Here is a 26,574-nt window from a genome sequence, read left to right as displayed (position 1 = left end):
CTCTTTATTGTTTCGAAAAGAAAAAAAGTGCCTTTGATTCCTGACACCTTTTCGCTTTCAGGGGAACAGTCAATGACTTCAAAAGTAAGCATCACTGGATATTTTTTCGTTTGTACCATTCTCTTTTATCCCACAACCTCCAAGTCGGAAGAGAAGCCGTCGCAAACGGGTTCCCAACAACAGCCCGCCGTGGCAGCGAAGCCTGCCAGCACAAAGCAGGGGCTGAAACGGTTTCACGTCGGTCAACCTGCGCCCCTCATTGAAGGTTTTGCCAGCGATGGCAATGTGAGCAATCTGAAAACGAATCAAGGCAGTTTTACGCTACTCGCCTATTGGTCGCTGAAGGACAAGCATTACGAACAGGATCTGCGCAGAGTAGAACGAATCTTCAAAAAACACGGCACACGTCCCGATTTCAAAATCATCAGTTTCTGGAGGGAAGACTGGCCCGAATATCAGGCGGAGATGAATCGCCGCGGGTCTGCATTTTACGGCAGCCGCGACTGGTGGAAACTGAAATTCATCGATTCTGATCACAGCCAACAGGGGGCAAACGAACCAGACCGCCTCTGGGGAAACGATATCAAAGCTGGCAAGACACCCGTTTATATTCTGCTGGACAAAGAACACAAATTTCTGGCAATTGAGATTCCCGGCGACCAGCTTGAGAAAACGGTGGAGCAGCATTTAAATCTCATAGCAGATTAAGCAGTTCTCGCTGCTGGAAGTGGGAGTCTAGAACTCCGCAACGGGAAACGTCAGGCTGATTCCGGGGCGTGATGGTGTGGTTATATTTCTGTGGAGTTGACGTTGGAGTCGAGACGGTTTTCCCAATCAGAGCACGCGGACGCGTGCCACTGTTGGCTTGCTGCGACCTCCTGCTCGCTGCGCTCGGCCCGGATTGCATCCGGGCTCACCCATTTCTTTTTTGCTGAACCATCGTCTGCGTTCTGTGTTTAGTGGGTCGGGATTTTCATCTGCGGGGCATGGAAGCCGATCTTTATAATTTGTGGTGAAGTACGTCGGAAAGCCTTGATTGGAATCACTGTCGGACGAGTCGACAGTGGCACGCGGACGGTTTTCTTTGTTGGGTGAGTTTTTCAGAGGCCTGTTTTTCTACCACGAAAAGTACGAAAAGACACGAACGTTTCATGTGACCTTACGAACTGAGGAACGATGTAGAGTGGTTGACTGTTTCGATAAATTATTCATTGATGAGTCTTGTGAGAGAACTGATTCCAGGATCAGTTTGTTTTCATTGTTCGAAGGGAAATCTTATGCAGAGGCGTGGGGGTGTCAAGGGGGGACGAATCGAATCGGGTGGCGATATGGGTTGATAGGGGGCCGATCTGGTGCGATATTCGGGTGGTGCCGGAGTGAAAGGCTGCGAAGTGCGGCGACCCGCAGGCATACATCGGGAACTGATGCTGATGTGGGAACTGATTATCTGGAAAAAAAGGGCCTGAATCGGGTGCACACTGCGAACAAGTGGCGCGTGTTTCGGTGCACTGTAAACTGGGCACGCGCGCGACTCAAAGCAGCGCTTATCGCTGTTGGCGCGGCGGGGTCAAGGGGAGTTTTTTCAGTAGGAGTGATCAAATGAGACGAGTCGACGGTGTCCCGTTTTACTGTCGCGTCTCCAGGGGCAATGGAGTTGAGTATAAAAAATGATCGCTGTCATGGTTCAATATGATGTGATTCAGAGACTTCAGGAGTGAACAGTGCTGACTGCTGGTGAGTTCACATCTGGTCGGATCCGGGATAATTACGAAAGAGATTGTCTGAGCGGGTTGTTTCTCATGCCTCGTGTGAACCCTCGCGCAGGGGATGAATTTAACGAAACATGGAGGGCAAACTTTGAATTTTAACTTCTGATCTGTTGAACTCTTGATGAATCTGTGAAGCAGCCCTTGCGAACAGGCGGGTTTCGCGTTCACAATAGGCGAATTCAATTCAGCCTGAGTTCGGGTATTTTACAGCATTTTCAGAGCCTGCCTTTTCCGATCGTGATTGAGCATGATCGGTTGGGATCTCGTTCGCTGCTCTGGTAGTCATCAAGGTGGATGTTTCGATGTGGTCTTCGCGTCTGTTCTGGAAGCTGTTTCTGGTCTATGCCGGTTTAAATATTGTGTCAGCGATTGTCTTTGGTCTCATCGTGTCCGGACGACAACAGACCCAGGTCGTTGAGCAGGTACAACAGCGACTGCATGATTCTGCTGTGATCATGCGGAGCAGTCTGGAAGGTGTGTTCCAGGATGGTATTTCCGAACCATTACAGAAAAGAGTCAGGAAACTGGGAGAGGAAACCGGAACACGTTTGACCCTGATTGATATGGAGGGAGCCGTTCTGGCAGAGTCGGACCAGGATACTTTAGAGCTGGTTCGCGAGATGGAAAATCACAAGAATCGCGTCGAAGTCATCCAGGCGATTTCTTCTGGTAACGGGAGTTCCGAACGCACTAGCCCCACTTTAAGCGAACCGATGCTGTACTATGCCGTTTTGTATGAGCATGATGGCGAACCCAAGGGCGTCGTGCGGGTTGCCATTACGATGGCGAAAATTCAGAAAGAGATTTCGTCGATCGAAAAGCTGATCTGGAGTATCGCCTTACTGGTCAGTTTTACTGTCATGTTGCTGACTTATTGGGTTGTGGCGCGGATGATCCGTCCCTTGACGATTCTGACTCACGCCGCCGAATCCATAGCGAATGGGGATTATGATCAGAAGCTCTATTTCCCGCAGCATGACGAGTTGGGAATCCTGGCGCAGTCATTTAATCATATGAGTAAAGAAATGGCAGAACGTGTACGTCAGTTGCAGGCCAGTGGCGACCGTTTGAGTACCGTTCTGGAAGGGATGGTCGAAGGCGTGATTGCGATCAATGAACGGCAGCATGTCCTGTTTGCGAATGAATCTGCAGGCAGACTGTTGTTTTTCTCACCAGAAGATGCGGAGGGTAAGGCGCTCTTTGAATCGGTGCGAAATCATCAACTGCAGAAATCTGTTACGGAAGTGCTGAAGACCCTGGAACCGCAGCGGATGGAAGTCGAACTGGAAAGCACGAGTGATCGCATTCTGGGAGTCACGACGACTCCCTTACCGGGGACACCCTGTCCGGGTCTGGTGATCGTACTGTTTGATATGACGGAATTACGCCGCCTGGAGTCGCTGCGGCAGGAATTCGTTGCCAATGTATCGCATGAATTGAAAACGCCACTCAGTTCCATCAAGGCATACACAGAAACACTCATTCGGGGCGCGATGGATGATCCCGATATCAATAAGACATTTTTGCTGCGAATTGAAGAGCAGGCCGACCGGTTACATCAGCTCATTCTGGATCTGATCAGTCTGGCCAGTATTGAATCCGGTAACCAGGTATTCGATATTATCAGCATAGAGCTGAGGCCGTTTGTGGAGTCCTGCCTGGTGGATCAGCAGAAAGTGGCCGAGTCAAAACAGATCGAACTGTTAATTGAAGAAAAGGAGCCCGGGATCAAAGTGAAGGCCGACGAAGAAGGTCTGCATCAAATCCTGGGGAACCTGATTAACAATGCGATTAAATACACGCCCGACCAGGGGCGCATCACCATTCGCTGGCAATGCGAAGAGGGAAATATGGTGTTGCTGCAGGTGCAGGACACTGGAATCGGGATTGCGGAAAAATATCAGGCACGCCTGTTTGAGCGATTTTTCCGTGTTGATAAAGCCCGTTCGCGGGAGCTGGGGGGGACTGGTCTGGGGCTCTCCATCGTGAAACATCTGGTTCAGTCTTTTAATGGAACCATCGGCGTGAGCAGCAAGGTCGGGGAAGGTAGCACGTTTTCGGTGCGGTTGCCTCGGGGGTAGTCTTCACAATGTAAAACGCCGTAAATGTAATATATCATAAGAGTTAAGGTGAATGAGCCAGGCATTTTGATGTTCTGGAAAGATTAAGTACTTCACGGTTTCTTAATATGATCTTAACAAATTGCGGTTATGGTAACACGCGTCTGAGAGAGACCGTTCACGTCGTTACGCTTCTTGTCCGAAGTGTCTGGCGTGGAGTTTAAAACAAATATCAAACTTGTTTACCAGTATATCGCAATTGGGAGAGACAGACGAAATGATCACAACGAACATCGGGAAAGTATTGGCTGTGTTGAGTCTGGCCATTGGGATTTCCCTGATTGGTGTTGGATGCTCAGGAGGCGGCAACAACAGTGCTGAACCAGGTGCTCAATCAAAAGGTTCTGAACCAGAAGATTCAGAAGCAGGGAACCTGGCTGGAGACGTCAAGATTGACGGGTCGAGTACCGTTTACCCGGTGAGTGAAGCTGTGGCAGAGGAGTTTCGTGCGGTTCAACCCAAGGTCCGCGTGACCGTTGGTGTATCTGGTACTGGTGGCGGAATGAAGAAGTTTATCGCCGGCGAAGTAGATATCTGCGACGCCTCTCGAGCGATGAAAGAAAAGGAAGCTGCTGCCTGCAAAGAACAGGGAATCGAATTCATCGAGCTGTCCGTCTCGTTTGATGGTCTGGCTGTGATCGTGAATCCCAAGAACGACTGGTGCGACTGCCTGACAGTAGGTCAGTTGAAAGAACTGTGGCGACCTGAAAGCGGTGTCAAACAGTGGAAAGACCTCGATCCTAAATGGCCTGCAGAAGATATCAAGCTGTACGGTCCGGGAACTGACTCAGGGACATTTGATTATTTCACAGAAGCAATTGTAGGCGAGTCCAAAGCCAGTCGTGCAGATTACACAGCCAGTGAAGATGATAATGTGCTGGTGACAGGGGTTTCCGAAGACAAAAACTCTCTGGGATACTTCGGGTATGCCTATTATGACGAGAATAAAAGCAAGTTGAAGCTGTTAGGTGTTGATGGTGGAAAAGGTTGTAAGAAGCCTTCCCTGGAAACGGTTCGCGATAATTCTTATGCACCGTTATCCCGCCCTCTGTTCATCTACGTGCGGAAATCTTCTCTGGAGCGACCTGAGGTCGTTGCCTTTGTGAAGTTCTACCTGGAAAACGCAGCTGCCTTGTCGAAAGACGTGGGTTATGTACCTGTTTCCGATGAAGTCCAGGAAGCGAACATGAAAGCTTTTAATGGAGCGACATCCAAGTAATGGTAGATGGTTCGAATCCGGAACAATCGCTTAAGATGGAAGGTAGTGAGGCAGCTGTTCTGCAGTTGTCTCACTCTTCGTCTTTAGAAAAGCCTGGAGGGTTGTGGTATAGTCTGCGGCCATTCTATGAGGGTTGTATTCACTTTACACTGTTTGTCTGTGCCAGTATTTCCATACTGGTTACCGTAGGCATTGTGGTGGTCCTGCTATATGAATCAGTGCAGTTTTTTTACGACGTTTCTATTATTGAGTTCTTAACCGGTACCAGGTGGAGTCCGCTGCTAAAGCCACAGCATTTTGGCATATTACCGCTGTTGTGTGGGACCATGCTGGTGGCCGCCGGTTCTGCAGTGGTCGCTGTTCCCATAGGCCTGGGGACTGCCATTTACCTGAGTGAATACGCGTCTCCCCGTTTTCGTGATATTGTGAAACCGATGCTGGAAATTCTGGCAGGGATTCCTTCAGTCGTATATGGATATCTGGCGATCGTATTTGTATCTCCGATTATTCGTTACATCTTTCCCAGTGCCGGCGTCTTTAACGCGGCCAGTGCCTGTATCGTGGTCGGGATCATGATTCTGCCGATGATCATTTCTCTGAGCGAAGATATCCTGCAGTCAGTTCCGCTATCTTTGAGAGCTGCCGCTTTTGCACTGGGAGCTAATAAATTTGAGGTGACCGTACGTGTGATCTTACCAGCAGCATTGTCAGGGATTATTGCCAGTTTTCTATTAGCGATTTCCCGTGCCATTGGAGAGACGATGGCAGTGACTCTGGCAGCCGGTGCAACCCCCAAGCTGACGTTGAATCCCCTGGAAAGTATTCAGACGATGACCGCCTATATCGTGCAGGTGAGTCAGGGAGACACACCGACAGGTACTGTCGAATATCGAACGATTTTTGCAGTAGGACTGTCCTTGTTCATAACCACGATGATCATGAATGTGATTGCTCAATATATTCTCTCTCGAGTAGGAGAGAATTACGAATGAGCTCAAAACTTGATATCTATACGACTAAGCGGCGCGGCCGAATCACAAATATGCTGTTCACGTCTGTCTGTTTCCTGGCGACGATTACCTGTGTATTGATGCTGGTGGTGTTGATCTGGAATATTATTGTGCAGGGAAAAGACTGGCTGAGCTGGGATTTCATTGACCATCTACCATCCCGTTTTGCCCATAAAGCGGGTATTAAATCTGCCTTGTGGGGCAGTATCTGGTTAATCAGTCTGACAGCATTGTTCTCTGTTCCTTTGGGAGTCGGGGCTGCACTCTATCTTGAAGAGTATGCACCTCGCAGTCGTTGGCGCAAATTGATTCAATTGAATATTGCCAATCTGGCTGGTGTGCCTTCCATCGTGTATGGCATTCTGGGGCTCGGTCTGTTTGTGCGGGCACTGCAGTTGAAGGGAAGCGTACTTTCCGGTGCACTGACACTGACCCTGGTGGTATTGCCCATCATTATTCTGGCTTCGCAGGAAGCTTTAAGGTCGGTTCCCGATTCCATCCGACGTTCAGCATATGCCCTGGGCGCGACTCGCTGGCAGACTGTCTGGTATCAGGTATTACCAGCATCCCTGCCTGGAATCATGACGGGAGTGATCTTGTCCCTGTCCCGTGCATTAGGTGAGGCAGCACCTTTAATTGCAGTGGGTGCACTGGCTTATGTGCCCTTTGTTCCAGAAAAATTATCTGATGAGTTTACCGCGCTACCCATCCAGATTTTCATCTGGACTTCCCGGCCTCAGGAGGAATTTCATCATCTGGCTGCTGCAGGGATCCTGGTTCTGCTGGTGGTTCTGGTCAGCATGAATGCGATTGCCATTTTTGTACGTCATAAATATGGGAAAAAGATTCGCTGGTAATATGGATGGATTTTGTGCTACCTCAAAAACAGAGAAAAACATCGACACAGTTTTGATCAAAATTATCTATAATGGGTCTCAGCAAGGATTTTCAATCCATGGCTTCAACACCTTCGGTTAAAAATAATATGCAACCATCCGACAAGACGACTTCAGATCACTCTAAAGGCCCGATCGTCCGTCCTTCCATTCCGGAAGGAAAGAATATGCGGACGGCCGACGAATTGGCACAGGCCACTGAAAAAATCAGTGTGAGTGATTTGTCGTTTTATTATTCGGAGAATCGTGCTTTAACCGATATTTCGCTTTCCATACCAGAACGCTGTGTGACTGCCTTTATTGGTCCATCTGGTTGTGGCAAATCAACATTTTTACGATGTCTCAATCGAATGAATGACATGATTGAAGGGACTCGGGTAGAAGGAAAGATTCTGCTGGAAGGGCAGGATATCTATTCGTCTCGAACTGACATTGTCACTTTGCGTAAACGGATTGGAATGGTATTCCAGAAGTCGACTCCCTTTCCCAAGTCCATTTTTGACAATGTTTCTTTTGGTCCCAAGATCGCCGGCATCCGCAAGAAAAAAGATTTATTCGAGATTGTAGAACGATCACTGCAGCGTTCTGCACTCTGGGATGAAGTGAAGGATCGTTTAAGTGAATCGGCCCTCAATCTTTCAGGGGGGCAGCAGCAGCGGCTGTGTATAGCACGGGCTCTGGCAAATGATCCGGATATTCTGCTGATGGATGAGCCGGCTTCCGCACTGGATCCGGCATCAACAGCGCGGATTGAAGATTTGATTTTTGAGCTGAAAGAACAGTATACGATCGTCATTGTGACGCATAATATGCAGCAGGCCGCGCGTGTTTCTGACCAGGCCGCGTTTTTCTATCAGGGGTTGCTGATAGAATCGGGGGCGACTGAAGAGTTGTTTACGAATCCCAAGAAACAACAGACCGAAGATTATATTACAGGCAGATTCGGATAAGCCAATGACAAAACACCTACAGCGGGACATGGAGTCACTTGAGAGAGAGATCATCACACAATCTTCGCTGGTTGAAGAGATGATCTCCAAGGCCAGTCGTGCCCTTTTCGAAGTTCAGGTTGATCTGGCGAATGAAGTCATGGAGAAAGAACACGCCATCAACGAAAGTGAAGTCAAGATTGAAGAAGATTGTCTGAAAATTCTGGCGTTACATCAACCGGTCGCCGTGGATTTACGTGAGACGGCGACCGTGTTGAAAATCAATAATGATCTGGAACGGATTGCCGACCTGGCTGTGAATATCGCGGAACGGACCATTGGGTTGTCACACTATCCCAACTTTCGAATTCCCGCTTCTCTGGAACCGATGACGAAAGTCACTGTCTCCATGCTGCGTGATGCCATTGATGCCTTCATTGATTTTGATACAGAAAAAGCACGCAGCGTCTGTAAGCGTGATGACATTGTTGATGGTTACAACCGGGAGATTATCAATGAAATTTATCAGTTGATGCAGACGGATCCCAATTTGATTAAACCGGCATTACATTTCTTTTCTTCAGCTCGCCACATAGAACGTATTGCCGACCATACAACTAATATTGCTGAAGATGTTATCTACCTGACTGAGGGTGAGATTGTTCGCCATCGGCATAAGGAAACATTTTCTACCTGATTCCATTTTATTTAGGTGGTGTAAGAAAAAGATATGTCAAAGAAACGCATTCTTGTGATAGAAGATGATCGTTCTCTCTCTGAAGTTCTCGCATACAATTTGCGGCAGGAGAAATACGATGCTGTGGTTGCCCTTGATGGAATGGACGGTCTGCGACAGGCGCAACTCAAAACACCGGACCTGATCATTCTGGACCTGATGCTTCCCCAGATGGACGGGCTGGAAGTCTGTCGTCGGCTCCGATCGGATCCGGTAACCAGTAATATTCTAATCCTGATGCTGACGGCCAAGTCCGAAGAAACGGACCAGGTGGTTGGTTTCACGTTAGGAGCCGACGATTACGTCACCAAACCGTTCAGTGTCAAGATTCTGCTGGAACGGATCAAAGCTCTGCTCAGACGCCGTGAAAGTAACGGCGAAGCATCAGATACGATTGTCAGTCAAGGTGTGATGATCGACCGCCGGCGGCATCGTGTAATGATTGATGATATCCCCATTTCTTTAACTCGGAGTGAATTTGAACTGCTGGAAGCTCTGGTTCGTCAACCTGGTCGTGTTTTCTCTCGTGCAGAACTGATTGATGCTGCTCTGGGAGACGACGCTCTGGTCCTGGAGCGAACCATCGATGTGCATATCCGGGCATTACGTCAGAAGCTGGATAAGCATTCAGAGTTAATTGAGACGGTGCGCGGTGTTGGTTACCGCTTTCGGGATCCTGATACCGCCTTCAAAAAACAAACAACGTAAAACCTCAAGCATATTTCGCCAAGACAGGTCTGCCGTTAAAAGCAGGCCTTTTTTTGTATCTATAAAGAAGAGGAAAGGTGGCTTTTTTCAGTTACTTGTCGCCATTATGTGTACATGCGAATGCCTGTTGTGGGGTGTCTCTCTGAATAAGCAATAAATCTTTTTTGAGAGTAGTTGACAGTACTCAAAAGGCCGATATACTATTCTTAGTTGAGACTGAGTCTCATACTCTACTTGCAGTGAGGCCAAACCTGAAAACGGGGTTTTAAAGACCGTTCCTACCTGATTGAATCCCGTAATCACCACGCAACCAGCTTTCAATAAAAAAAGCATCAGTCACAAAGGATGCGACTGATGCCAGGGTATAACGCGAAATGTCTACCGTTACCGAGAGCCAGTTTGAACGATCAACGGCAGTCCCCGTTCCTGGGGTTGCCACACGTCGAAAATTTCTCTGCCACTGCCTGAAAGTGACACCAGAAGAAGTCCAGCAGTGCATTACAGTCAGCAATGCTGAGACGGTCCATGAAGTGACCCGTGGGTGTGGTGCAGGAAAAGGTTGCACGGCCTGCCATTGTCGGATTAAAGACCTGCTGGCAGGTGCATGCGATGACTGTGGCCAGTCCAAACGGCGTTGCCTGTGTGCGGCGCAGCCAGCTTAGTCTGCTCTTTACCACCAAAGCCCCTTTGATTAACAGTCCGTAAACCGCCGGATTGCTCTGTTATTCGTGGATCTGTCCTGCCAGGTAGTTCTGGATTCCGACCTGTTTGATCAGTTCCATCTGCGATTCGCACCAGTCGATGCTTTCTTCAGATTCAACGACCATCTGATCCATCAATTCGCGGCTGCCAGCATCTTTTTCTTCGTGACACAGTTCAATTGCCGAGTTGTAGGTAGACACGCCTTTCATCTCCAGTTCGAGGCTGTTCTGGATCTGTTCCTCTACCGTTTTGCCTACACGAATGACATCGTAGCGGGCAATTTCAGGCACTCCTTCCAGGTACAGGATCCGGTCGATGACCTGGTCAGCGTGTTTCATTTCTTCAATGGATTCATCATAAAAGTGCTTGGCCAACTTAGCAAAACCCCAGTCTTTACACATCTTCGATGAGATAAAATACAGGTTGATGGCTGTCAACTCGATTGTGAGTCCCTCGTTTAATGCGTCGATTATTTTCTGACTACCCTTCATTGGTCTTGCTTTCTCTTTTTGTTTTCTGGTAATGCTGCCTTCAACCTGGAGACACGCTGGATGTAGTATTCGTGAATTGAAGGACATGTTCCAGACTGATGCTGTCTAAAATTCTCTATTTTTACGTATTGAAACGAGATCTCTCCCATCGCGGGCTGACAGCAGAATATTTTGAAACAGATTCTCAATACAGACCTGCTTTATGGCTCCAGATTGAGGAGTTCGACTTTACGAAACTCAATCGGGTGGCTTTCGGACTGCAGCGAAATGGTACCCTTCTCGAGCATGAGAGGAGCCCCCTGTTCAATCAGTTTTTGGGCATTGGCATCCTCCGGGTCCAGTTGAGGCTTCGTGTAAGAGAGCACTGTTTCTCCATCGATAATGTGTTTGATGATTTTGTTGCCGCGGACCTCGACTTCCACGGTGATCCATTGATCTCCATGGTAGGTTTTGGAATGTGAGTTGACGCAGTGCGGTTTAAACAGCTTATCATCCATGACAACGTGAGTGCCCGGGGTACACAGGTTGGCAGTTGTGCGGGTTCCCGTCCCCTTTCCACCCAGTAACTGCACTTCAATGGAAACCGGGAACTCCTGGTCTTTCGACATGCTTTCCGGGGTCTGACCATGGACCATGATTCCACTGTTGCGAAAGGCCCAGTCTGGTCCGCCTGTTGACTGCTCTCCGGTGAATCGATATTCGACCCGAATGATGTAATGTGAAAACGGAGTTTTGTAGAACAGGTGTCCGAATTTTTTTTCAAATTCACCGTACTGATCATAGCCAACTTTCAGCAAGCCATCTTCAACGTGGAATGTATTGCCAAAGTTCTCATTCACATCGTAACCTCGGATTTTTATCGTCCAGTCATCCAGGTCTTTACCATTGAACAATGAAATCCATTTTTTTTCCGGGCTGGTTTCTGCTGCAGAAACGATGGAACCAAGGCAGAGACAGAAAAACAGGCTCAAGCAGAGCATCAGGGATGAAGCAGATTTCACGAAAGTGTTCCTTAATCACGGCGCGTGCAATACAGGCAGGACAACAGACGATCCGTTGACCATGAGTCCTGGGAATGGGGTCAGTAAGTCAGGTGAATCATTCAGATTACTCGGCAGACCGTTCATCGATTATAAACTGCCAAACGGCAAATGACACGTTATTGCGAACGAACTTTACAGATTTCAATGAGTCACAGTGAAGGCGTAGCGGGTAGTGAACTCTATCAACAAAAAAACGCCCGTTATGAATTAACGGGCGTTTCAAATCAAAGAGTTACCAGAGAACTGGTCTCGGCGAGCTTAGCTGCCGGATTCTTCTTTTTTAGGCTCTTCTCCGCCTTCTGGAACTTCAGCGCCAGCACCACCGGTTGTGGAACCAGCTTCAGCGGGAGCGTCAGCTGCGGGAGCATCAGTTGCAGGAGCATCGCCTGCAGGGGCAGGAGCATCAGCTGCGGGTTTGCCGCATCCGACGGCCCATGCTGAAATACTGATAGTCGCCAGCACGACGAACAGTCGGCTCAGTTTTGTGAAAGACATTTTATTGTCCTTTCCGAATAGTTGTTGTAGAAAATGAGTCACTTGGCCACTGTCTATAAAAGACATTGTCTAAAAGCATTAAAAAATGAGACACTACAGAATTCAAGCGACAATCATCTTTTAAACTCATATTTCAGTTTGAAATCAGGGAAAGGCAGCTTTTTTTCAGTTCAGTTGACTATTCCTACTGGATTAAAAGTGGAAGCTGGCGGGAGCAAAGGGATTGGCAGGATCCTGCAGTTAATAAAAAACAGGCCGATTGGGGTGCCAAAAACAGGGAAAAAGGTCAAGATTAAATTCAGACAAACCTTCATTTTCAGGCAGAATCTTAGGGTTTTAGTTTTTTAGAATTCTCAAAAATTTTATAAGAAACTTTGATATAACAGTTTGCTAATTCGTTCAGGGTTTGTCACACTTATCTCAGGTTGAATGACGCTGAAGTGGTTTTCAATCTCATTTATATAAGTGTCCAATTCATGGGCAACCTGATTATTTCATTATTTTTGCGTTATAATACGCTGTGCGTATTTTTTCAGTGTGTCACTATTTTATAAGCGAATTTGCTAAAAGTGGTGATCAGTTACAGAGTGACAATAAACTCCGTTTTATTGTCGAGAGACTTTTAAGTTAGAGGATGGGCTTTATGGCCACTGGAACAATCAAAAAAATTACTGAAAAAGGGTTTGGCTTCATTAACGATGGCCAACAGGATATCTTTTTTCATCTCTCATCACTGGATGGCATCACATTCGATCAACTGGTTGAAGGTCAAACTGTAGAGTTTGAAACTGAAAAGAGTGATCGAGGCCTGCGTGCAGTTCGAGTTACTACTTCCGAGTAGAATCTAGACCAAACATTTCAATCCCACGCTTCAACGGTATTGTGTAACATTCCGAGCCCCTGTATCTCGATGCAGGCCTGGTCTTCAGGCTGAAGGTATACGGGGGGTTTACGGGCCATACCAACTCCGGGGGGCGTACCGGTAAAGATGATATCGCCGGGTTCGAGTGTCAATATCTGAGACACGAACGCGATTACCTGTTCTATGGTAAAGATAAATTTATCGGTATTGGAATTCTGCAAAACCTCTCCATTAAGTGTCAATTTAATGGAGAGGCTGTTTGCATCTTTGATCTCATCTGCCGTTACCAGGTAAGGGCCAGTCGGGGCAAATGTGTCCGCTGTTTTTCCCAGCAGCCACTGTCCGCCCGGACGTCCTATCTGCCAGTCGCGCGCTGAGACATCGTGGCCGTTCATGTAGCCGGCGATGTAGTTTAGTGCGTCTGCCTGGGTCACGTTACGACATGTTTTTCCGATTACCGCCACGAGTTCGGCTTCATAATCAACTTCGCGGGCGACAGAAGGAATCCGTATTGGCTGTCCTGAGCCTGTCACGGAACTGCTGAACTTGCTGAAGCAAACAGGTTCATCGGGGAAGGGCATGCCCGTTTCCTCTGCATGGTCACGGTAATTTAAACCGATACAGAGCACTTTTCCTGGTGAGGGAATCGGTGCCAGCAAGGTACCTGTAATCTGTCGATCTGCCTGTTGCGCCTGCTCTGCAGCTGCCTTTGCGCGCTCCAGGCCTCCTTCCACCGCCAGAATTCCTTTTAGTGATCGTGGCAGGCTTTCATCAAAAGCTGACAGATCAAAAAATGTCAGCTTGTTATCCTGGTCAATCACAGAGGCAACTTGAATGCCATTCTCTGTCTGGATTGTCGCTAACTTCATGCTAGTCATCTCCTTGGATTGTTTTTCTGGGACTTCAGGAAGCAGGTTGCAGGTCGTTTCAGATTCGCTGGAATCTTATGCCGCTGCTTCAGGTGGGGTAGTGAACGTCAGGATCATAGCTTTCTGTTTCATCGAGATACAGGTCTGTTACTGCTTTTCCTGTTGTGGGTTTCAAATAACTGATACGTAAGATTTTCTTCTCGACGGTGGAATGTTATGCTGTCAGCTGTGAGTTTTCTCTGGTGATCAGCAGAAACTCTGATACAAAATTTCTGTTTCAGCTCTTATTAATTCGGATGATACTATGACAAAAGCAACCTATAAAGATGCCGGTGTTGACCTGGATCTCTATCAGAAAGCAATGTCTTCCATTCATCCACTGCTGGGAAAAACCCATCTGGCGCAAAAAGCACGCGTGATGGATCTACCCGGTGGTTTTGCCGGTCTCTTCCGCTTGAATAATCCCGAACCTGGGCCCGCAGGTCGAAAATATGAAGACCCGGTTCTGGTTTCCGGGACCGATGGTGTCGGAACAAAAATCAAAGTGGCAATCGAGGCAGAAACTTATAATACGATCGGCATTGATCTGGTCGCCATGTGCGTGAACGACTGTCTCTGCCTGGGCGCAGAACCCTTGTTCTTTCTTGATTACATCGCGTTAGGCAAGGATGATCCCGAACGACTGGTGGAACTTATGGAAGGGGTCAGCAAAGGTTGTGTCCTCTCGAAATCAGCTCTACTGGGTGGGGAAACGGCGATCATGCCCGACCTGTACGGCGATGGTGACTTTGATATGGCCGGTTTCTCCGTCGGCGTTGTTGAACGCAACCAGGTTCTGGATGGGCATGCGATCCAGGCAGGTGATGTTGTGCTGGGGCTGGAATCGAGTGGATTTCACTCCAACGGCTATAGCCTGATCCGCAAGGTCGTCTTTGAAATGGCGGGACTGAGGATTAACGATCCCATCGAAGAGTTGAATCAGCGAACCGTCGCCAGTGTCCTGCTGGAACCCACCCGGATTTATGCTGCTGCCATCAGTTCCGTCGTTCGCAGCTATCCCGATCAGATTGTGATCAGCGGAATGGCACATATCACTGGAGGCGGGCTGGTTGAAAATATCGAGCGAATTCTGCCCGCCAACCGCCGCATTGAAATCAAGAAATCGACCTGGGAAGTCCCACCTGCATTCAGCTGGCTGCAGTCACTGGGAAATATCGATGAAGAGGAAATGTTCCGCGTCTTCAATATGGGAATCGGTATGGTCGCCATTGTCAGGGCAGATCAGGCGAAAGCAGTTCGGGAAAAACTGCACGCCAGCCATTGCCCTACTCATATCCTGGGTAAAGTTGCTCAAGGCGAAAAGCAGGTCACGCTTGTCTGAGACATTGTGTTCAGAACAGACTCAAATTTGATCAGAGTCGTAAGTGGATTTTATTCTTTTCCAAGTGACGCACGATCAACCATGTGACCCAGAAAAAGAGCACAAAACTCCCCCAGGCATACCAGTTGGCAGCATCTTTGGTGGTAAACGGTTTGACGGCTTCTCCGACCAGTTCCTGTAGAATATAAGCTATCAGTGCATTCGTACCCAGCGTGCGGAACAGCGGGATCTGCAGGTTGCCTCGATCACAGGCCAGGTGAAACAGCAGGTAGACAAACAGGGAAAGGCCCGCTGAAAAGACCAGGTAGGAAAGAGTTCCCGCCCGCTGACTCATCATCCAGTAATTCCACTGCCGCTGGTCCTGTTCCGGCGGTTTGACGAACGGGGGCTCCGCCAGATACGCCGACAGCGGTTCTCCCTGTTTGGCTTCCCATTGTCTTTCATCCGGAATGACAGGATGAGTGGCAAGTTTCTCTGTCGCAAGTTGCTCTGAAATCGGGACATCATAGAATCGTGTGCCGCAGGAGATGGCCCAGCCCAACAGCATCAGGGTAAAAGACCAGAAGAGAATCGGCTTCACTCGTGGCAAACCCTCTGCTTCTACGACCCAGTCGCAGGCCAGCGTGCCGATGATCGCAGGAATCGTCCAGGTCAGGAAACCGAGCGGACCGCCATCAATGCCGTTCGGTGAAGTATTCACCCAGGTGAAGTAGAAGTAGTACGAGAGAATCACATGAGCGACTGCGGAGAAGATCATAAAGCCAACCCGTACCGAAGCCCGCGCGCGGATGACGGGTGTAATCCAGAGGGACGTTACCGCGATGTGCATCAGCGTCTGAAACCAGTTACGTTTGAGTGGGTCGGCAATGGCGCCCCAGATTCCCAGTGATTGCAGTTCCTCCCAGGTATTGGCAATGGGATCGACGCGGTACATTATCAGTGAAACCAGCACCAGGCCCAGTAGTCGTCTCACAACGCGCGCGTAGGCAGAAACAGCACCGTCTGTCTGAACGCGTCTGCCGAACGTCAGCCGATAAGCAAAGCCAACCGCGAACAGGAAGTGTGGCATGATCGTGTCAGCGTAACTGCAGTACGTATTGTGATGTTTGAGTACGATCGGGCAGACCACGAAAAAACCCATGTAATTGACCAGGAACATGCCCGCCACCGTGTAACCGCGAAACTGGTCCAGGGAGACGATACGTTTGTTGAATTTCTCTGCCGTCGTAGAAGTCGTGGTGTCTGTCATGCTGTTCCGTCTATTTCAAAGAGCTTCTGGAAAAAGCAACGGGAATTGGTGTTAGTCTCTACTAGATCGTATCACATTTAACCATAGCGTTTCTCAATCTATCATACTCGTTCCAAATGGCTCTGGAGACGCTATGGTAAAACTGAACACAGTCTATACGATCTGACAGATAAATTAAAATATGGTACCTTTAAATTCGAGTGAAGTAGCAGGCGATGTTCTCAGACTATGACTGAAAAAATAGTAAGCAAGTCCTACTCCGATTTTCAGCGCGTCCATTTCTGATCGCGACGGAAGATGCCCGGGGTTGAGCCAGTCTGCTTCTTGAAGGCGACATTCAAGTATTCGGCGTGGCGGAACCCGGTGCGCGCTGCGATTTCAATTAACGAGAGTTCGGTTTCTTCCAGCAACTGTTTCACGCGATCCAGGCGGATGCGCATGATCTCTTCGTGAGGAGAGCGGCCGATGATTTTTTGGAAGCGGCTTTCCAGCACGCGCCGGGAGAGAGGTACCGATTTCAAAACGTCCTGGACATTAATGCCGTCGCAGGCCTGCTGGCGGATGAAACGGACGGCATCGGAAATCAGTTTATCATCGATGGCCTGAATATCTGTAGATTGACGCGTGGCGATGCCCAGCGGTTTTATTAACTGCGCTTCCGAGGAAACCGACTCTCCCGCAATCATCCGATCTAACAGGGCAGCCGCTTCGTAGCCGGTCAGCCGTGTATTGGGGATCACACTGGAGAGCGGGGGCTCGGAAAGATTGCAGAGGATTTCATCATTGTCCACGCCGATGATGGCGACTTCTTCGGGCACAGCCACATTGATCGTGCGGCAGACGTCGAGCAGTTGCTGCGCTTTAATATCGTAACAGGCCATCACCCCCCACCGGTTTGGGAAGCGCACGAATCCAGTCTGCCAGTCGTTTCTGTTCGGCTTCCCAGGGAGGTGACTGTTTTCTGCCCCTCGTCTGAGGATACGTGTGACAGTGTAAACTTGCTGTCTGAATGCATTCCTGAAAATGTGCTTCCCGCCAGCGGGACCAGTTGAAACGATGATCGCCACAAAATGCATAGTGCTGAAATCCGCGATCGATCAGATGTTGTGCCGCCAGCGAAGCAATCGCGCGATCATCGGTCTCCACCCAGGGAAGTGAAGGTGCCAGACGGGCGGCGCTCACATCTACGGCTGGGACTCCCGAATTCACAACCGCTTCCGCGATCTTTGTGTTCTCAATCCGGGCGATAATTCCGTCCCCGTGCCAGTTGTTGAGCCAGTTGACCGGAACGTTACCTCTACCATGTTCGGGCAGATAGATCGACCAGGAATGATGCTCATGAATATAAGACATGATTCCCCGCAACAGCCCCCGGGCGTAAGAGTTAGACGATTCAATCAACAGGGCAATCGAAGGGCGTGATTTCATGAATTCGGGAATCTGCATTGTAAGGAAACGACTATTCTGCTGAACGTAATATTCTTAAGGAAATCCTGTGTGCCGATTTAAGAAATGAAAAACAGTGCCTGTAAATGTGGAATCAGGCTGATTTCAATACGGTAAAATATCTCAATTTATTCTGCGCAAGTTTACATGGTAACTGGTCGGTCCTGTTTTACAATAAAGAAAATGGGTACGGCTCCGTTGTGAACAGGATCCGTCCGGACAGAAACGTCTCCTGCAGCGTTGAAGGATTGTCATGAGTGAGAAACAGATGAATGTTGCGATTGTCGGTCTCGGCTTCGGAGCCGAATTCATTCCCATCTATCAGGCACATCCACATGCCAATATGTATGCGATCTGTCAGCGGTCCGAAACGCATCTGAATCATATCGGCGATACATTCGGAATCGAGAAGCGGTTCACATCGTTTGACGAACTGCTGGCGGATCCCAACGTGGATGCCGTCCATATTAATACGCCGATCCCCGATCACGCACCGCAGTCCATCAAAGCGTTAAAAGCCGGTAAGCATGTTGCCTGCACGGTTCCGATGGCGACGACGGTGGCCGAGTGTGAAGAAATTGTCAAGACGGTCAAAGAGACCGGTCTGAAATATATGATGATGGAAACCGTGGTCTACAGCCGCGAGTTTTTATTCATCAAGGAAATGTACGACACAGGAGAACTGGGAAAAATTCAATACATGCAAGCCAGTCACCCGCAGGACATGGAAGGCTGGCCGGATTACTGGGAACGAATGATTCCCATGCATTACGCGACACATGTCGTCAGCCCGGTCTTAGGAATGGTGAATGGCCGTGCTGAATATATCAGCTGCTTCGGTTCCGGCACGGTGAACGATGAGATCGCTGAGAAATCAGGGAACCGATTCGCCGTCGAGACCTGCCACATCAAGATTAAAGATTCCGACATCGCAGCCCACATCTGGCGGTTCCTGTTTGATACCGCCAGACAGTATCGCGAATCCGTTGACGTTTATGGCACGAAGAAATCATTCGAGTGGCCTTTAATCGAAGGGGAGAACCCGGTGCTGCATACAGCGAAGAAACCAGAACCGGAAATCCCCGAGCGGGTCGAAATTCCCGATTATGCGCACCTGCTGCCGCCTGAGATTCAGAAGTTTACCCGGGCGATTCACGACGCCGAGCATCTCTCGTTTCTGCAGGGCGCCGGGCATGGTGGCTCACACCCACATCTGGTAAATGCGTTTTTGAACTCGCTGGTCGAAGGTTCTGATCCCTGGCCGAACGCACCATTGTCCGCCAACTGGACTTGTGTCGGAATTCTGGCACATGAGTCGGCGGTCGCGGGAGGTGAGCTCAAGCCGCTGCCTGCATTCACGCTGGAATAGACAATGCTCTGAATTTTGCGTTTTATTAAAATGCTTCATGAATCCATTTTTATCTGATTTATCTTTCCGAGGGGAATCGTTATGGCTCGTTACTCCCTGTTTCTGTTGTGCCTGCTCTTATCTGCAGCGCCGCTCTCTGCCGCCGAACAGTTCATTGTCCATCAGTTTGAACGCAAGCAACTGGGGGACAAATTCTATGCAGAAGGAGCGACGTTCGCCGATCTCAATCAGGATGGAAAAGCAGATGTCATCTCGGGACCCTACTGGTACGAGGGGCCCGGATTTCAGAAACGGCATGAATACTATCCGGTCAAGGAATGGAGTATCAACGGCTATTCCGATAACTTTTTCGCGTTCACTCACGATATCAACAAAGATAAGTGGCCCGATATTGTGATCATTGGTTTCCCCGGAAAAGAAGCATTCTGGTACGCGAACCCGCAGAACAAACAGGGGCACTGGAAAAAGCATCTGGCACATCCCGTCGTCGATAATGAATCGCCCACCTATACCGACTTGACCGGGGATGGGGAACCAGAGCTGGTCTTTCATACCGGAGGCCAACTCGGGTACGCCGGCCCGGGGAAAGATCCGACCGCGCCCTGGGAGTTTCATGCGATTTCTCCCAATCTCAAATATGGTCGTTTCACTCACGGACTGGGAGTCGGTGATGTTAACGGCGATGGCCGCGCGGATATCCTTGAGAAGAATGGCTGGTGGGAACAGCCGTCGCAAATCAGCAAACCCGGTTTCTGGACGCGGCACCCCTTCAAGTTTACAGGAGCCGGCGGCTCCCAGATGTATGCCTACGATGTTGACGGCGATGGGGATCAGGATGTCATTACCAGCAAAGCGGCCCACGCCTACGGGCTCGCGTGGTTCGAAAATGTAAAGGATGGCGACGATATCACATTCGTCGAACATCGCATCATGGGCAGCAAACCGGAAGAGAACGAATATGGCGTGGTATTCTCCCAGCTACACGCCGTCGATCTGGTGGATATGGACGGCGATGGAATCAAAGACATCGTCACCGGCAAACGATTCTGGGCGCACCAGGGGCACGATCCGGGAGCCAAACAACCACCCGTGAATTACTGGTTCAAAACGGTGCGCACCAAGTCGGGCGTTGATTTCCTCCCTTTCCAGATCAATGATAAGTCTGGTGTTGGTACGCAGGTTGTTGCCGGCGATCTCAATGGCGACAAGCTGCCTGATCTGGTGGTCGGGAATAAATCTGGCGCGTATGTCCTGCTTCACAAAATAGAAAAAGTAGACGAAGCTACCTGGAAAAAAGCACAACCGAAAAAATTTGTGCCTCAGAAAGTCTCTGTGAAAAACGAGCTCAAATCGGGTGAGTTTTATGCTACCAACCCCGAAGGAAAACGACTGAACGTTGACTTCGAACTGGGAAACCTGAATGACTGGATTTCTGACGGCGCAGCGTTTCAGTCCCAGCCAGCGAAAGACGATATGGTACAGGCCCGTCGTACGGACATGCGCAGCAATCATCAGGGACAGTTCTGGATCGGGACATTCGAATTTCTGCAAGACAAGCCGGTGGGAACGTTGACCTCAGCGACGATAAAAGTCGATCATCCTTATGCCACCTTCTATGTCGGTGGTGGGAAGCATGATTCCACGCGAGTGGAAATCGTAGACCATGCCACCGGCAAAGTGATAGCCAAAGCCAGTGGTCGCAACAACGAAGCCATGCATCAGACGCTGGTCGATCTTTCCAAGTACCAGGGCAAGGAAATCTTCATCCGACTGGTCGATCAGCATCGGGGCGGCTGGGGGCACATTAACTTCGATCATTTTCGCTTTCACGATCAGAAACCCGCGTCACTGGATGTAGCCAACAGTGATGCTCCCAAACAGGATCATACGCAGAAATACGATGGTCTGCAGGGCGCTAAAGCGGCTGAAGTGATGACAGTCCCTGAAGGGTTTTCTGTATCTCTCATCGCTGCCGAACCCGATGTGCAGCAGCCGATCGCCATGACGATTGACGATCGCGGGCGTCTCTGGGTCGCCGAATCGTACGCCTATCCCAGCAAACAGCCGGAAGGGCAGGGAAAGGACCGGATTCTGATCTTCGAAGACAAAGACGCCGACGGCAAATTCGAGACCCGCAAAATATTTCAGGACAAACTCAATCTGGTCAGCGGCCTGGAAGTCGGCTTTGGTGGCGTCTGGGTGGGGCAGGCCCCGTATCTGCTCTTCATTTCTGATAAGAATGGCGATGACAAACCCGATTCCGAACCGCAGATTCTGCTGGATGGCTGGCATTATGAAGACACGCACGAAACGCTGAACTCATTCATCTGGGGCCCCGACGGCTGGCTCTACGGATGTCATGGCGTGTTTACTCATTCCCGAGTCGGGAAGCCCGGCACACCTGATGAAAAGCGGCAGCCCATCAACGCCGGAATCTGGCGGTATCATCCTACCCGCCACGAATTCGAAGTCTTCGCTCATGGAACCAGTAATCCCTGGGGCGTGGACTTCAACGATCAGGGGCAGTGCTTCCTGACCTGCTGCGTGATTCCTCATTTGTTTCATATCGTTCAGAACGCCCGCTATCGTCGACAGGCGGGACAGCACTTTAATCCTTATACCTACGATGACATCAAGACCATCGCGAAGCACAGGCACTGGACCGGCGGTCAATGGAACCAGTCGGACCGGGTGGCTTCCGATCTGGTCGGAGGCGGCCACGCGCATGCCGGCGCGATGATTTATCTGGGAGGAAGCTGGCCTGAAAAGTATCGCAATCAGTTGTTCATGAATAACATTCACGGCGCCCGTTTGAATCAGGATCAACTGGCGCGAAAAGGCTCGGGCTATGAAGGGAATTTCGCTCCCGATTTCCTGTTCGCCAACGATCGTTCCTCACAGATTCTTTACTTGCGATACGGACCGGACGGGCAGGTTTATTTTATCGACTGGTACGATACGAATCAGTGTCATCATCGTGAGTTTCAGAAACATGATCGCTCGAACGGTCGTATTTTCAGGGTCGCTTACAACAATGCCAAGCCGGTCAAAGTCGATCTGCAGAAACTGACCAAAGCCGAACTCGTCAAGTTGCAGTTACATGATAACGACTGGTACGTCCGCCAGTCTCGGCGCATTCTGCAGGAACGGGGACCCGATCCGGAAGTCCACGCCCAGTTAGCAGAAATCGCTTTCCAGCATGACGATGTCACACGACGGCTACGCGCGCTATGGGCTCTGCATGTGACCGGCGGTCTGTCGGAAGTCAAAGTCATGCAGGCTTTGAAAGACCCGAGTGAATTCATGCGGGGCTGGGTGATCCAGCTGGCTCTGGAAACGGGAACGCCATCTGATACGTTGCTCGCGAAAATGACTGAACTCGCGCAGGACGATCCTTCTCCCGTCGTGCGGTTGTATCTGGGTTCCGCCGTCAATCGACTGCCTCTGGATCAGCGCTGGGACATCCTGGCGGGTCTGGTCAGTCATCCGGAAGATCAGGGCGATCACAATCTACCTTTGTTATACTGGTATGCAATCGAGCCGTTAGCACCTCATAATATACAACGTGCGTTTCAGTTAACTGATGCTTCAGAGATTCCTTTGATCAAATCCTATACCCTGCGTCGGATTGCCGATATCGGAACAGCCGAGGCGGTTGCTTTCCTGGTGGAACAACTGGGGCTGTCAGAAACAGCAACGCGACAGAAGGTCTTCCTCGATTCCATCAACAGTGCGCTACGGGGACGGCGTCAATTCCCCATGCCGGAGCCCTGGAAGGCCGTCGGTGAAAAGCTGATTGTCAGCAAAGACCCGGTCGTGAAATCAGAGTCTCTGGCGCTGGCAGTGACCTTCGGAGATCCGGCGGCAATGCAGCAGTTACGGGAAATCGTGGCTGCTCAGAAGAACGATCTGAAAGGTCGCAGGTCGGCACTGACTTCTTTACTGGGAGCAAAAGATAAAGAGCTGCAGCCAATTCTGATTCCATTACTGGATGAGCAGGCCATGCGAAGGGAAGCCTTACGCGGGCTGGCGGGTTACTCTGCTGCCGATACTGCGTCTGAGATTCTCAAACGCTATCCGCAGTTCGATCTGAATGAAAAACGGGATGCCCTCAATACACTGGCCAGTCGGCGTGAGTATGCACATCAGCTGGTGGCGGCTGTGGAAGCGAAAGAGATCGCTGCCAAAGATCTCTCCGCGGAAATCATTCGTCAGCTGGGAAATCTCAAGGATCAAAGTCTGAATGCAAAGATTGGCAAAGTCTGGGGCATCGTGCGCGAGTCCGCCGCCGATAAGAAAAAACAGATCGCCAGCTTCAAGAACATGATCGAACGACCGCATCCGACACCCGATCTGAATCTGGGGCGCGCTGTCTTTGCGAAGACCTGTCAGCAGTGTCACAAACTGTTTGGCACGGGGCAAGCGATCGGGCCTGAGTTAACCGGTTCCAATCGGGCCAACCTCGATTATCTGCTCTCCAATGTGATCGACCCAAGTGCCGTGATGGCGAAAGACTATCAACCCGTGGTCATTGTCACCGAGTCGGGACGAATTGTGACCGGCATCATCAAGCAGGAAGATAAGAACGCGGTCACCGTAGCGACCGCGAATGAGACGGTCATCATCCCCCGTGATGAAATCGATGAGATGAGCCTGAGTGATAAATCAATGATGCCGGACAATCTCTGGAAGCAGTTGAGCCGTCTGGAAGTCCGTTCGCTGGTCGCGTACTTAGCTGGTTCACAACAGGTTCCGATGCAAGCCACCCCCGATAATCTGAAACTCTTTTTCAACGGACAGGACCTGTCTGGCTGGACCGGAAACAGTCAGCTCTGGTCGGTTGAAAATGGCGAAATCGTCGGTCGTTCGCCGGGCATTAAACAGAATGAATTCCTGGTCAGCGATCTGCAGGTCAACGATTTTGAGTTGAAGCTCAAGGTTAAACTCACCCCCAACGCCGGCAACAGCGGCATCCAATTCCGCAGCAGTCTTGAGCCGGGCGGCCATGTCAAAGGTTACCAGGCCGACGCGGGGAAAGGCTGGTGGGGGAAGCTTTATGAAGAACATGGTCGTGGTCTCCTGTTTAAAGATTCGGGGGAAGCCTATGTTCGTGAAGGGGAATGGAACGAGTACCGTATCGTCGCCGTTGGTTCACAGATTCGCACCTTCCTCAACGGAAATCTCTGTACCGACCTCAACGATCCCCAGGGCGCCAAGACCGGCATCATCGCCTTTCAGATTCATTCCGGCGGACCCATGGAAGTTCGCTTCAAAGATCTGGAATTAAATCTGGGCCCCAAAGCGGACTGATTGCACCACGGTCAAACTGGTTTTCACCGCGAAAGCCAGTTTGACCGTTTGTCAGCTCCTTTCGCATCGACTTCAGCCACCTGTCGGAAAAAACTGAATAAACTCCCCTTGACGCCTGCGCGCCGACGACGATAAACGCTGTTCTGAGTCGCGCGCGTGACCAGTTTACAGTGCACTGAAACACGAGCCACTTGTTCCTGATCCTCACTGTAAAACAGCCTGTTTTTTCCAGATAAGCAGTTCTCAAATCAGCACCCGTTCCTGATGTATGCCTGCGGGTCGCCGCACTTCGGAAAGCTTCGTCCCGGCACCGCCACTGCTCACACCAGCATCGGTCTCGTATCAAAACATATCGCCACATTCTATTGTTCATCCCTCTTGACCTCCCCGCGCCATTATCGAAAATTTTGAAATCAGAGATAACATGGAAAATCCTTTCAATTAATCATTCCCCGGTGGGGGACAATTCCATATGGCTGAACGCAAAATCTGCGCACCTTGTGAACCACACGATGCACATCCGATTCTACCCGAATGCCTCGACCACTCGCAGATGAACATTCCACAGTTCACACACTTCGCTCCCCTGTTTTATCAGCCCCTTTGCTGGCATGCATGTACGATTTTAAGTACAACAGGGAGAGAGATTCCACACACGATATAGCGCACTGGTGTCATGCCGGGGGGGAGACATCATGCAGGAACAGTCGAGAGTCGCCATACTGATCGATACCTCATCGGGGCACGGGCGGGGACTGCTCAATGGGATGATTCGTTTCCAGCGCGAAATCGGTTCCTGGTCGGTCATCTTCCGCTCGCACAAGCCCGATCAGCCCGCGCCTGCCTGGCTGAAAAAAGCGCACATCGATGGAGTTCTCGCACGCATTCCGCACAAGCCGATGGCTGACATCCTCCGCAAACGCAGGCTGCCTGTCATCGACATGCCTTATACCCGGGAAGGTTTCGGCTTCCCCTGCCTGTTTACCGACAATCAGAAAATTGCGCAACTGGCGGCGGAACATTTACTCGACCGGGGCATTCGCCATTTCGGGTTTTGTGGCTGGCCCCGTGGTTTGAATTCCCGCATGGATGAACGCTGTGACCTGTTTGTACAATTTCTCGCTCAAGCCGGCTGCTCTTGCAGTCTCTTTCCAGAAAAAAATGACCGTTGGGACGCCAGCCACTGGGAAAACGATCAACAGGGGATCGCCGAATGGTTGTTGACGTTGCCTAAACCCGCAGGAGTCATGGCCTGTTATGATGACCGCGGGCAACATGTTCTCGAGGCTTGTCAGATCGCCGGACTGAAAGTTCCCGATGAGGTCGCTGTCATCGGCTCGGATAATGATGATCTGATCTGCAAACTCTCCTCACCCCCGCTCACCAGCATCGATGCCGGCTTTGAGCGCATCGGCTACGAAGCGGCTTCCCTGCTGGAACAGATGATGAAACAGGGAGAGCAGCCTGAACCAGTCCAGCTGTTTCCTCCGGCCCGGTTGGTACAACGCCAGTCCACCGACATCGTTGCGGTGGAAGATCAGGACCTGGCAACGGCCCTGCGATTCATTCGCGATCGGGCGGATCAAAGAATTACCGTGGAAGACATTCTGACGGAAGTTCCCATCTCCCGCAGCAGCCTGGAACGGCGGATGAAAAAGTTTATCGGCCGCACCCCCAAAGAAGAGATCCTGCGTGTGCAACTGGAACGTGTGCAGCAGTTACTGGCAGAGACGGAATTATCGCTCGCGGAAATTGCTTACAAAACCGGCTTCGATCACCCGCACTACCTGGCTGCCTTATTCAAACGCAAGTTTAAACAGACTCCAGGCAGCTATCGCCGCGCGGTTCGCAAGTGACGGAAAATGTGAAGACGTTTACGAAATATGTGATAGTTTCACCTGACAGCACTCGCTAGATTTGGACAATAGTACGGGGTAACAGACTCCCTGTGATTTCACAGTTCTCCGATA

22 protein-coding genes are annotated in these 26,574 nt (G+C 50.2%); 14 read left to right on the top strand and 8 right to left on the bottom strand.

What is annotated here, in order from left to right; genetic code table 11:
- The first annotated feature begins 72 nt into the window (after nt 1–72).
- The 9 genes from Pan161_RS14305 to Pan161_RS14265 all read left to right on the top strand — a co-directional run bounded on the left by Pan161_RS14305 (nt 73) and on the right by Pan161_RS14265 (nt 10,049).
- Nucleotides 73–708, top strand: a complete 636-nt coding sequence (locus Pan161_RS14305) for a hypothetical protein (RefSeq protein WP_145228089.1) — start codon at nt 73–75, stop codon at nt 706–708.
- Nucleotides 709–2,071: 1,363 nt separating this feature from the next.
- Nucleotides 2,072–3,850, top strand: a complete 1,779-nt coding sequence (gene pnpS, locus Pan161_RS14300; protein WP_145228087.1) for a two-component system histidine kinase PnpS — start codon at nt 2,072–2,074, stop codon at nt 3,848–3,850.
- A 256-nt stretch (nt 3,851–4,106) separates the two neighbouring features.
- Complete coding sequence (locus Pan161_RS14295; protein WP_145228085.1) at nt 4,107–5,108, top strand: PstS family phosphate ABC transporter substrate-binding protein; 1,002 nt, start codon at nt 4,107–4,109, stop codon at nt 5,106–5,108.
- Nucleotides 5,108–6,100, top strand: a complete 993-nt coding sequence (gene pstC, locus Pan161_RS14290; RefSeq protein WP_145228083.1) for a phosphate ABC transporter permease subunit PstC — start codon at nt 5,108–5,110, stop codon at nt 6,098–6,100. The genes Pan161_RS14295 and pstC overlap by 1 nt, the downstream gene beginning before the upstream one ends.
- Nucleotides 6,097–6,975 carry a phosphate ABC transporter permease PstA gene (gene pstA / locus Pan161_RS14285; RefSeq protein WP_145228081.1) on the top strand — a complete coding sequence of 293 codons (879 nt, stop codon included), beginning with the start codon at nt 6,097–6,099 and terminating at the stop codon, nt 6,973–6,975. Before pstC ends, pstA begins: the two co-directional genes overlap by 4 nt.
- A 98-nt stretch (nt 6,976–7,073) precedes the next feature.
- Entirely contained in the window at nt 7,074–7,964 is an 891-nt protein-coding gene (pstB, locus tag Pan161_RS14280; RefSeq protein WP_145228079.1) for a phosphate ABC transporter ATP-binding protein PstB, read from the top strand.
- A 4-nt stretch (nt 7,965–7,968) separates the two neighbouring features.
- Nucleotides 7,969–8,640, top strand: a complete 672-nt coding sequence (gene phoU, locus Pan161_RS14275) for a phosphate signaling complex protein PhoU (protein ID WP_145228077.1) — start codon at nt 7,969–7,971, stop codon at nt 8,638–8,640.
- Between the two features lie 33 nt (nt 8,641–8,673).
- Nucleotides 8,674–9,387, top strand: a complete 714-nt coding sequence (locus tag Pan161_RS14270; protein ID WP_145228075.1) for a response regulator — start codon at nt 8,674–8,676, stop codon at nt 9,385–9,387.
- 374 nt (nt 9,388–9,761) lie between these two features.
- Complete coding sequence (locus Pan161_RS14265) at nt 9,762–10,049, top strand: (2Fe-2S)-binding protein (RefSeq protein WP_145228073.1); 288 nt, start codon at nt 9,762–9,764, stop codon at nt 10,047–10,049.
- 60 nt (nt 10,050–10,109) lie between these two features.
- Here the strand turns inward: Pan161_RS14265 and bfr are convergent, their stop codons facing one another.
- The 3 genes from bfr to Pan161_RS14250 form a co-directional block, all read right to left on the bottom strand.
- Complete coding sequence (gene bfr, locus Pan161_RS14260; RefSeq protein ID WP_002649215.1) at nt 10,110–10,580, bottom strand: bacterioferritin; 471 nt, start codon at nt 10,578–10,580, stop codon at nt 10,110–10,112.
- Between the two features lie 200 nt (nt 10,581–10,780).
- Nucleotides 10,781–11,560, bottom strand: a complete 780-nt coding sequence (locus Pan161_RS14255; RefSeq protein WP_145232669.1) for a 3-keto-disaccharide hydrolase — start codon at nt 11,558–11,560, stop codon at nt 10,781–10,783.
- A gap of 321 nt (nt 11,561–11,881) precedes the next feature.
- On the bottom strand, nt 11,882–12,118 hold the full coding sequence (locus Pan161_RS14250) for a hypothetical protein (protein WP_145228071.1): 237 nt from the start codon (nt 12,116–12,118) through the stop codon (nt 11,882–11,884).
- A gap of 643 nt (nt 12,119–12,761) precedes the next feature.
- Between Pan161_RS14250 and Pan161_RS14245 the strand changes: the two genes are divergently transcribed.
- Nucleotides 12,762–12,959 (top strand): cold-shock protein, encoded by a 198-nt coding sequence (locus tag Pan161_RS14245; RefSeq protein WP_145228069.1) that lies wholly within the window; start codon nt 12,762–12,764, stop codon nt 12,957–12,959.
- 17 nt (nt 12,960–12,976) lie between these two features.
- On the opposite strand, the gene Pan161_RS14240 is transcribed toward Pan161_RS14245, so the two are convergent.
- Entirely contained in the window at nt 12,977–13,849 is an 873-nt protein-coding gene (locus Pan161_RS14240; RefSeq protein ID WP_145228067.1) for a fumarylacetoacetate hydrolase family protein, read from the bottom strand.
- A 304-nt stretch (nt 13,850–14,153) separates the two neighbouring features.
- Here Pan161_RS14240 and purM point away from each other — a divergent pair, with 304 nt between their 5' ends.
- On the top strand, nt 14,154–15,230 hold the full coding sequence (purM, locus tag Pan161_RS14235) for a phosphoribosylformylglycinamidine cyclo-ligase (RefSeq protein WP_145228065.1): 1,077 nt from the start codon (nt 14,154–14,156) through the stop codon (nt 15,228–15,230).
- Nucleotides 15,231–15,261: 31 nt separating this feature from the next.
- Here the strand turns inward: purM and Pan161_RS14230 are convergent, their stop codons facing one another.
- From Pan161_RS14230 to Pan161_RS30995, 3 genes are all read right to left on the bottom strand, one after another.
- Nucleotides 15,262–16,479: an acyltransferase family protein gene (locus Pan161_RS14230; protein WP_145228063.1), complete on the bottom strand. Its 1,218-nt coding sequence runs from the start codon at nt 16,477–16,479 to the stop codon at nt 15,262–15,264.
- A gap of 266 nt (nt 16,480–16,745) precedes the next feature.
- Entirely contained in the window at nt 16,746–17,459 is a 714-nt protein-coding gene (locus Pan161_RS31000) for an AraC family transcriptional regulator (RefSeq protein ID WP_232103774.1), read from the bottom strand.
- On the bottom strand, nt 17,341–17,907 hold the full coding sequence (locus Pan161_RS30995; RefSeq protein WP_232103735.1) for a substrate-binding domain-containing protein: 567 nt from the start codon (nt 17,905–17,907) through the stop codon (nt 17,341–17,343). The genes Pan161_RS31000 and Pan161_RS30995 overlap by 119 nt, the downstream gene beginning before the upstream one ends.
- 271 nt (nt 17,908–18,178) lie before the next feature.
- Here Pan161_RS30995 and Pan161_RS14220 point away from each other — a divergent pair, with 271 nt between their 5' ends.
- A complete protein-coding gene (locus Pan161_RS14220) occupies nt 18,179–19,294 on the top strand; it encodes a Gfo/Idh/MocA family protein (protein ID WP_145228061.1) in 1,116 nt (371 codons plus the stop codon).
- A gap of 81 nt (nt 19,295–19,375) precedes the next feature.
- Nucleotides 19,376–24,604, top strand: coding sequence for a PVC-type heme-binding CxxCH protein (locus tag Pan161_RS14215; RefSeq protein WP_145228059.1), 5,229 nt, complete (start codon nt 19,376–19,378; stop codon nt 24,602–24,604).
- 23 nt (nt 24,605–24,627) lie between these two features.
- Here the strand turns inward: Pan161_RS14215 and Pan161_RS30565 are convergent, their stop codons facing one another.
- Nucleotides 24,628–24,795, bottom strand: coding sequence for a hypothetical protein (locus Pan161_RS30565; RefSeq protein WP_197995870.1), 168 nt, complete (start codon nt 24,793–24,795; stop codon nt 24,628–24,630).
- Nucleotides 24,796–25,299: 504 nt separating this feature from the next.
- Between Pan161_RS30565 and Pan161_RS14210 the strand changes: the two genes are divergently transcribed.
- Nucleotides 25,300–26,460: a XylR family transcriptional regulator gene (locus tag Pan161_RS14210; RefSeq protein ID WP_145228057.1), complete on the top strand. Its 1,161-nt coding sequence runs from the start codon at nt 25,300–25,302 to the stop codon at nt 26,458–26,460.
- Nucleotides 26,461–26,574 lie beyond the last annotated feature (114 nt).

The sequence above is a fragment of the Gimesia algae genome (genome assembly GCF_007746795.1).
GTDB lineage: Bacteria > Planctomycetota > Planctomycetia > Planctomycetales > Planctomycetaceae > Gimesia > Gimesia algae.
Note: the sequence above shows the minus strand (reverse complement) of the source record. Positions and strands in the feature narration are given on the sequence as shown.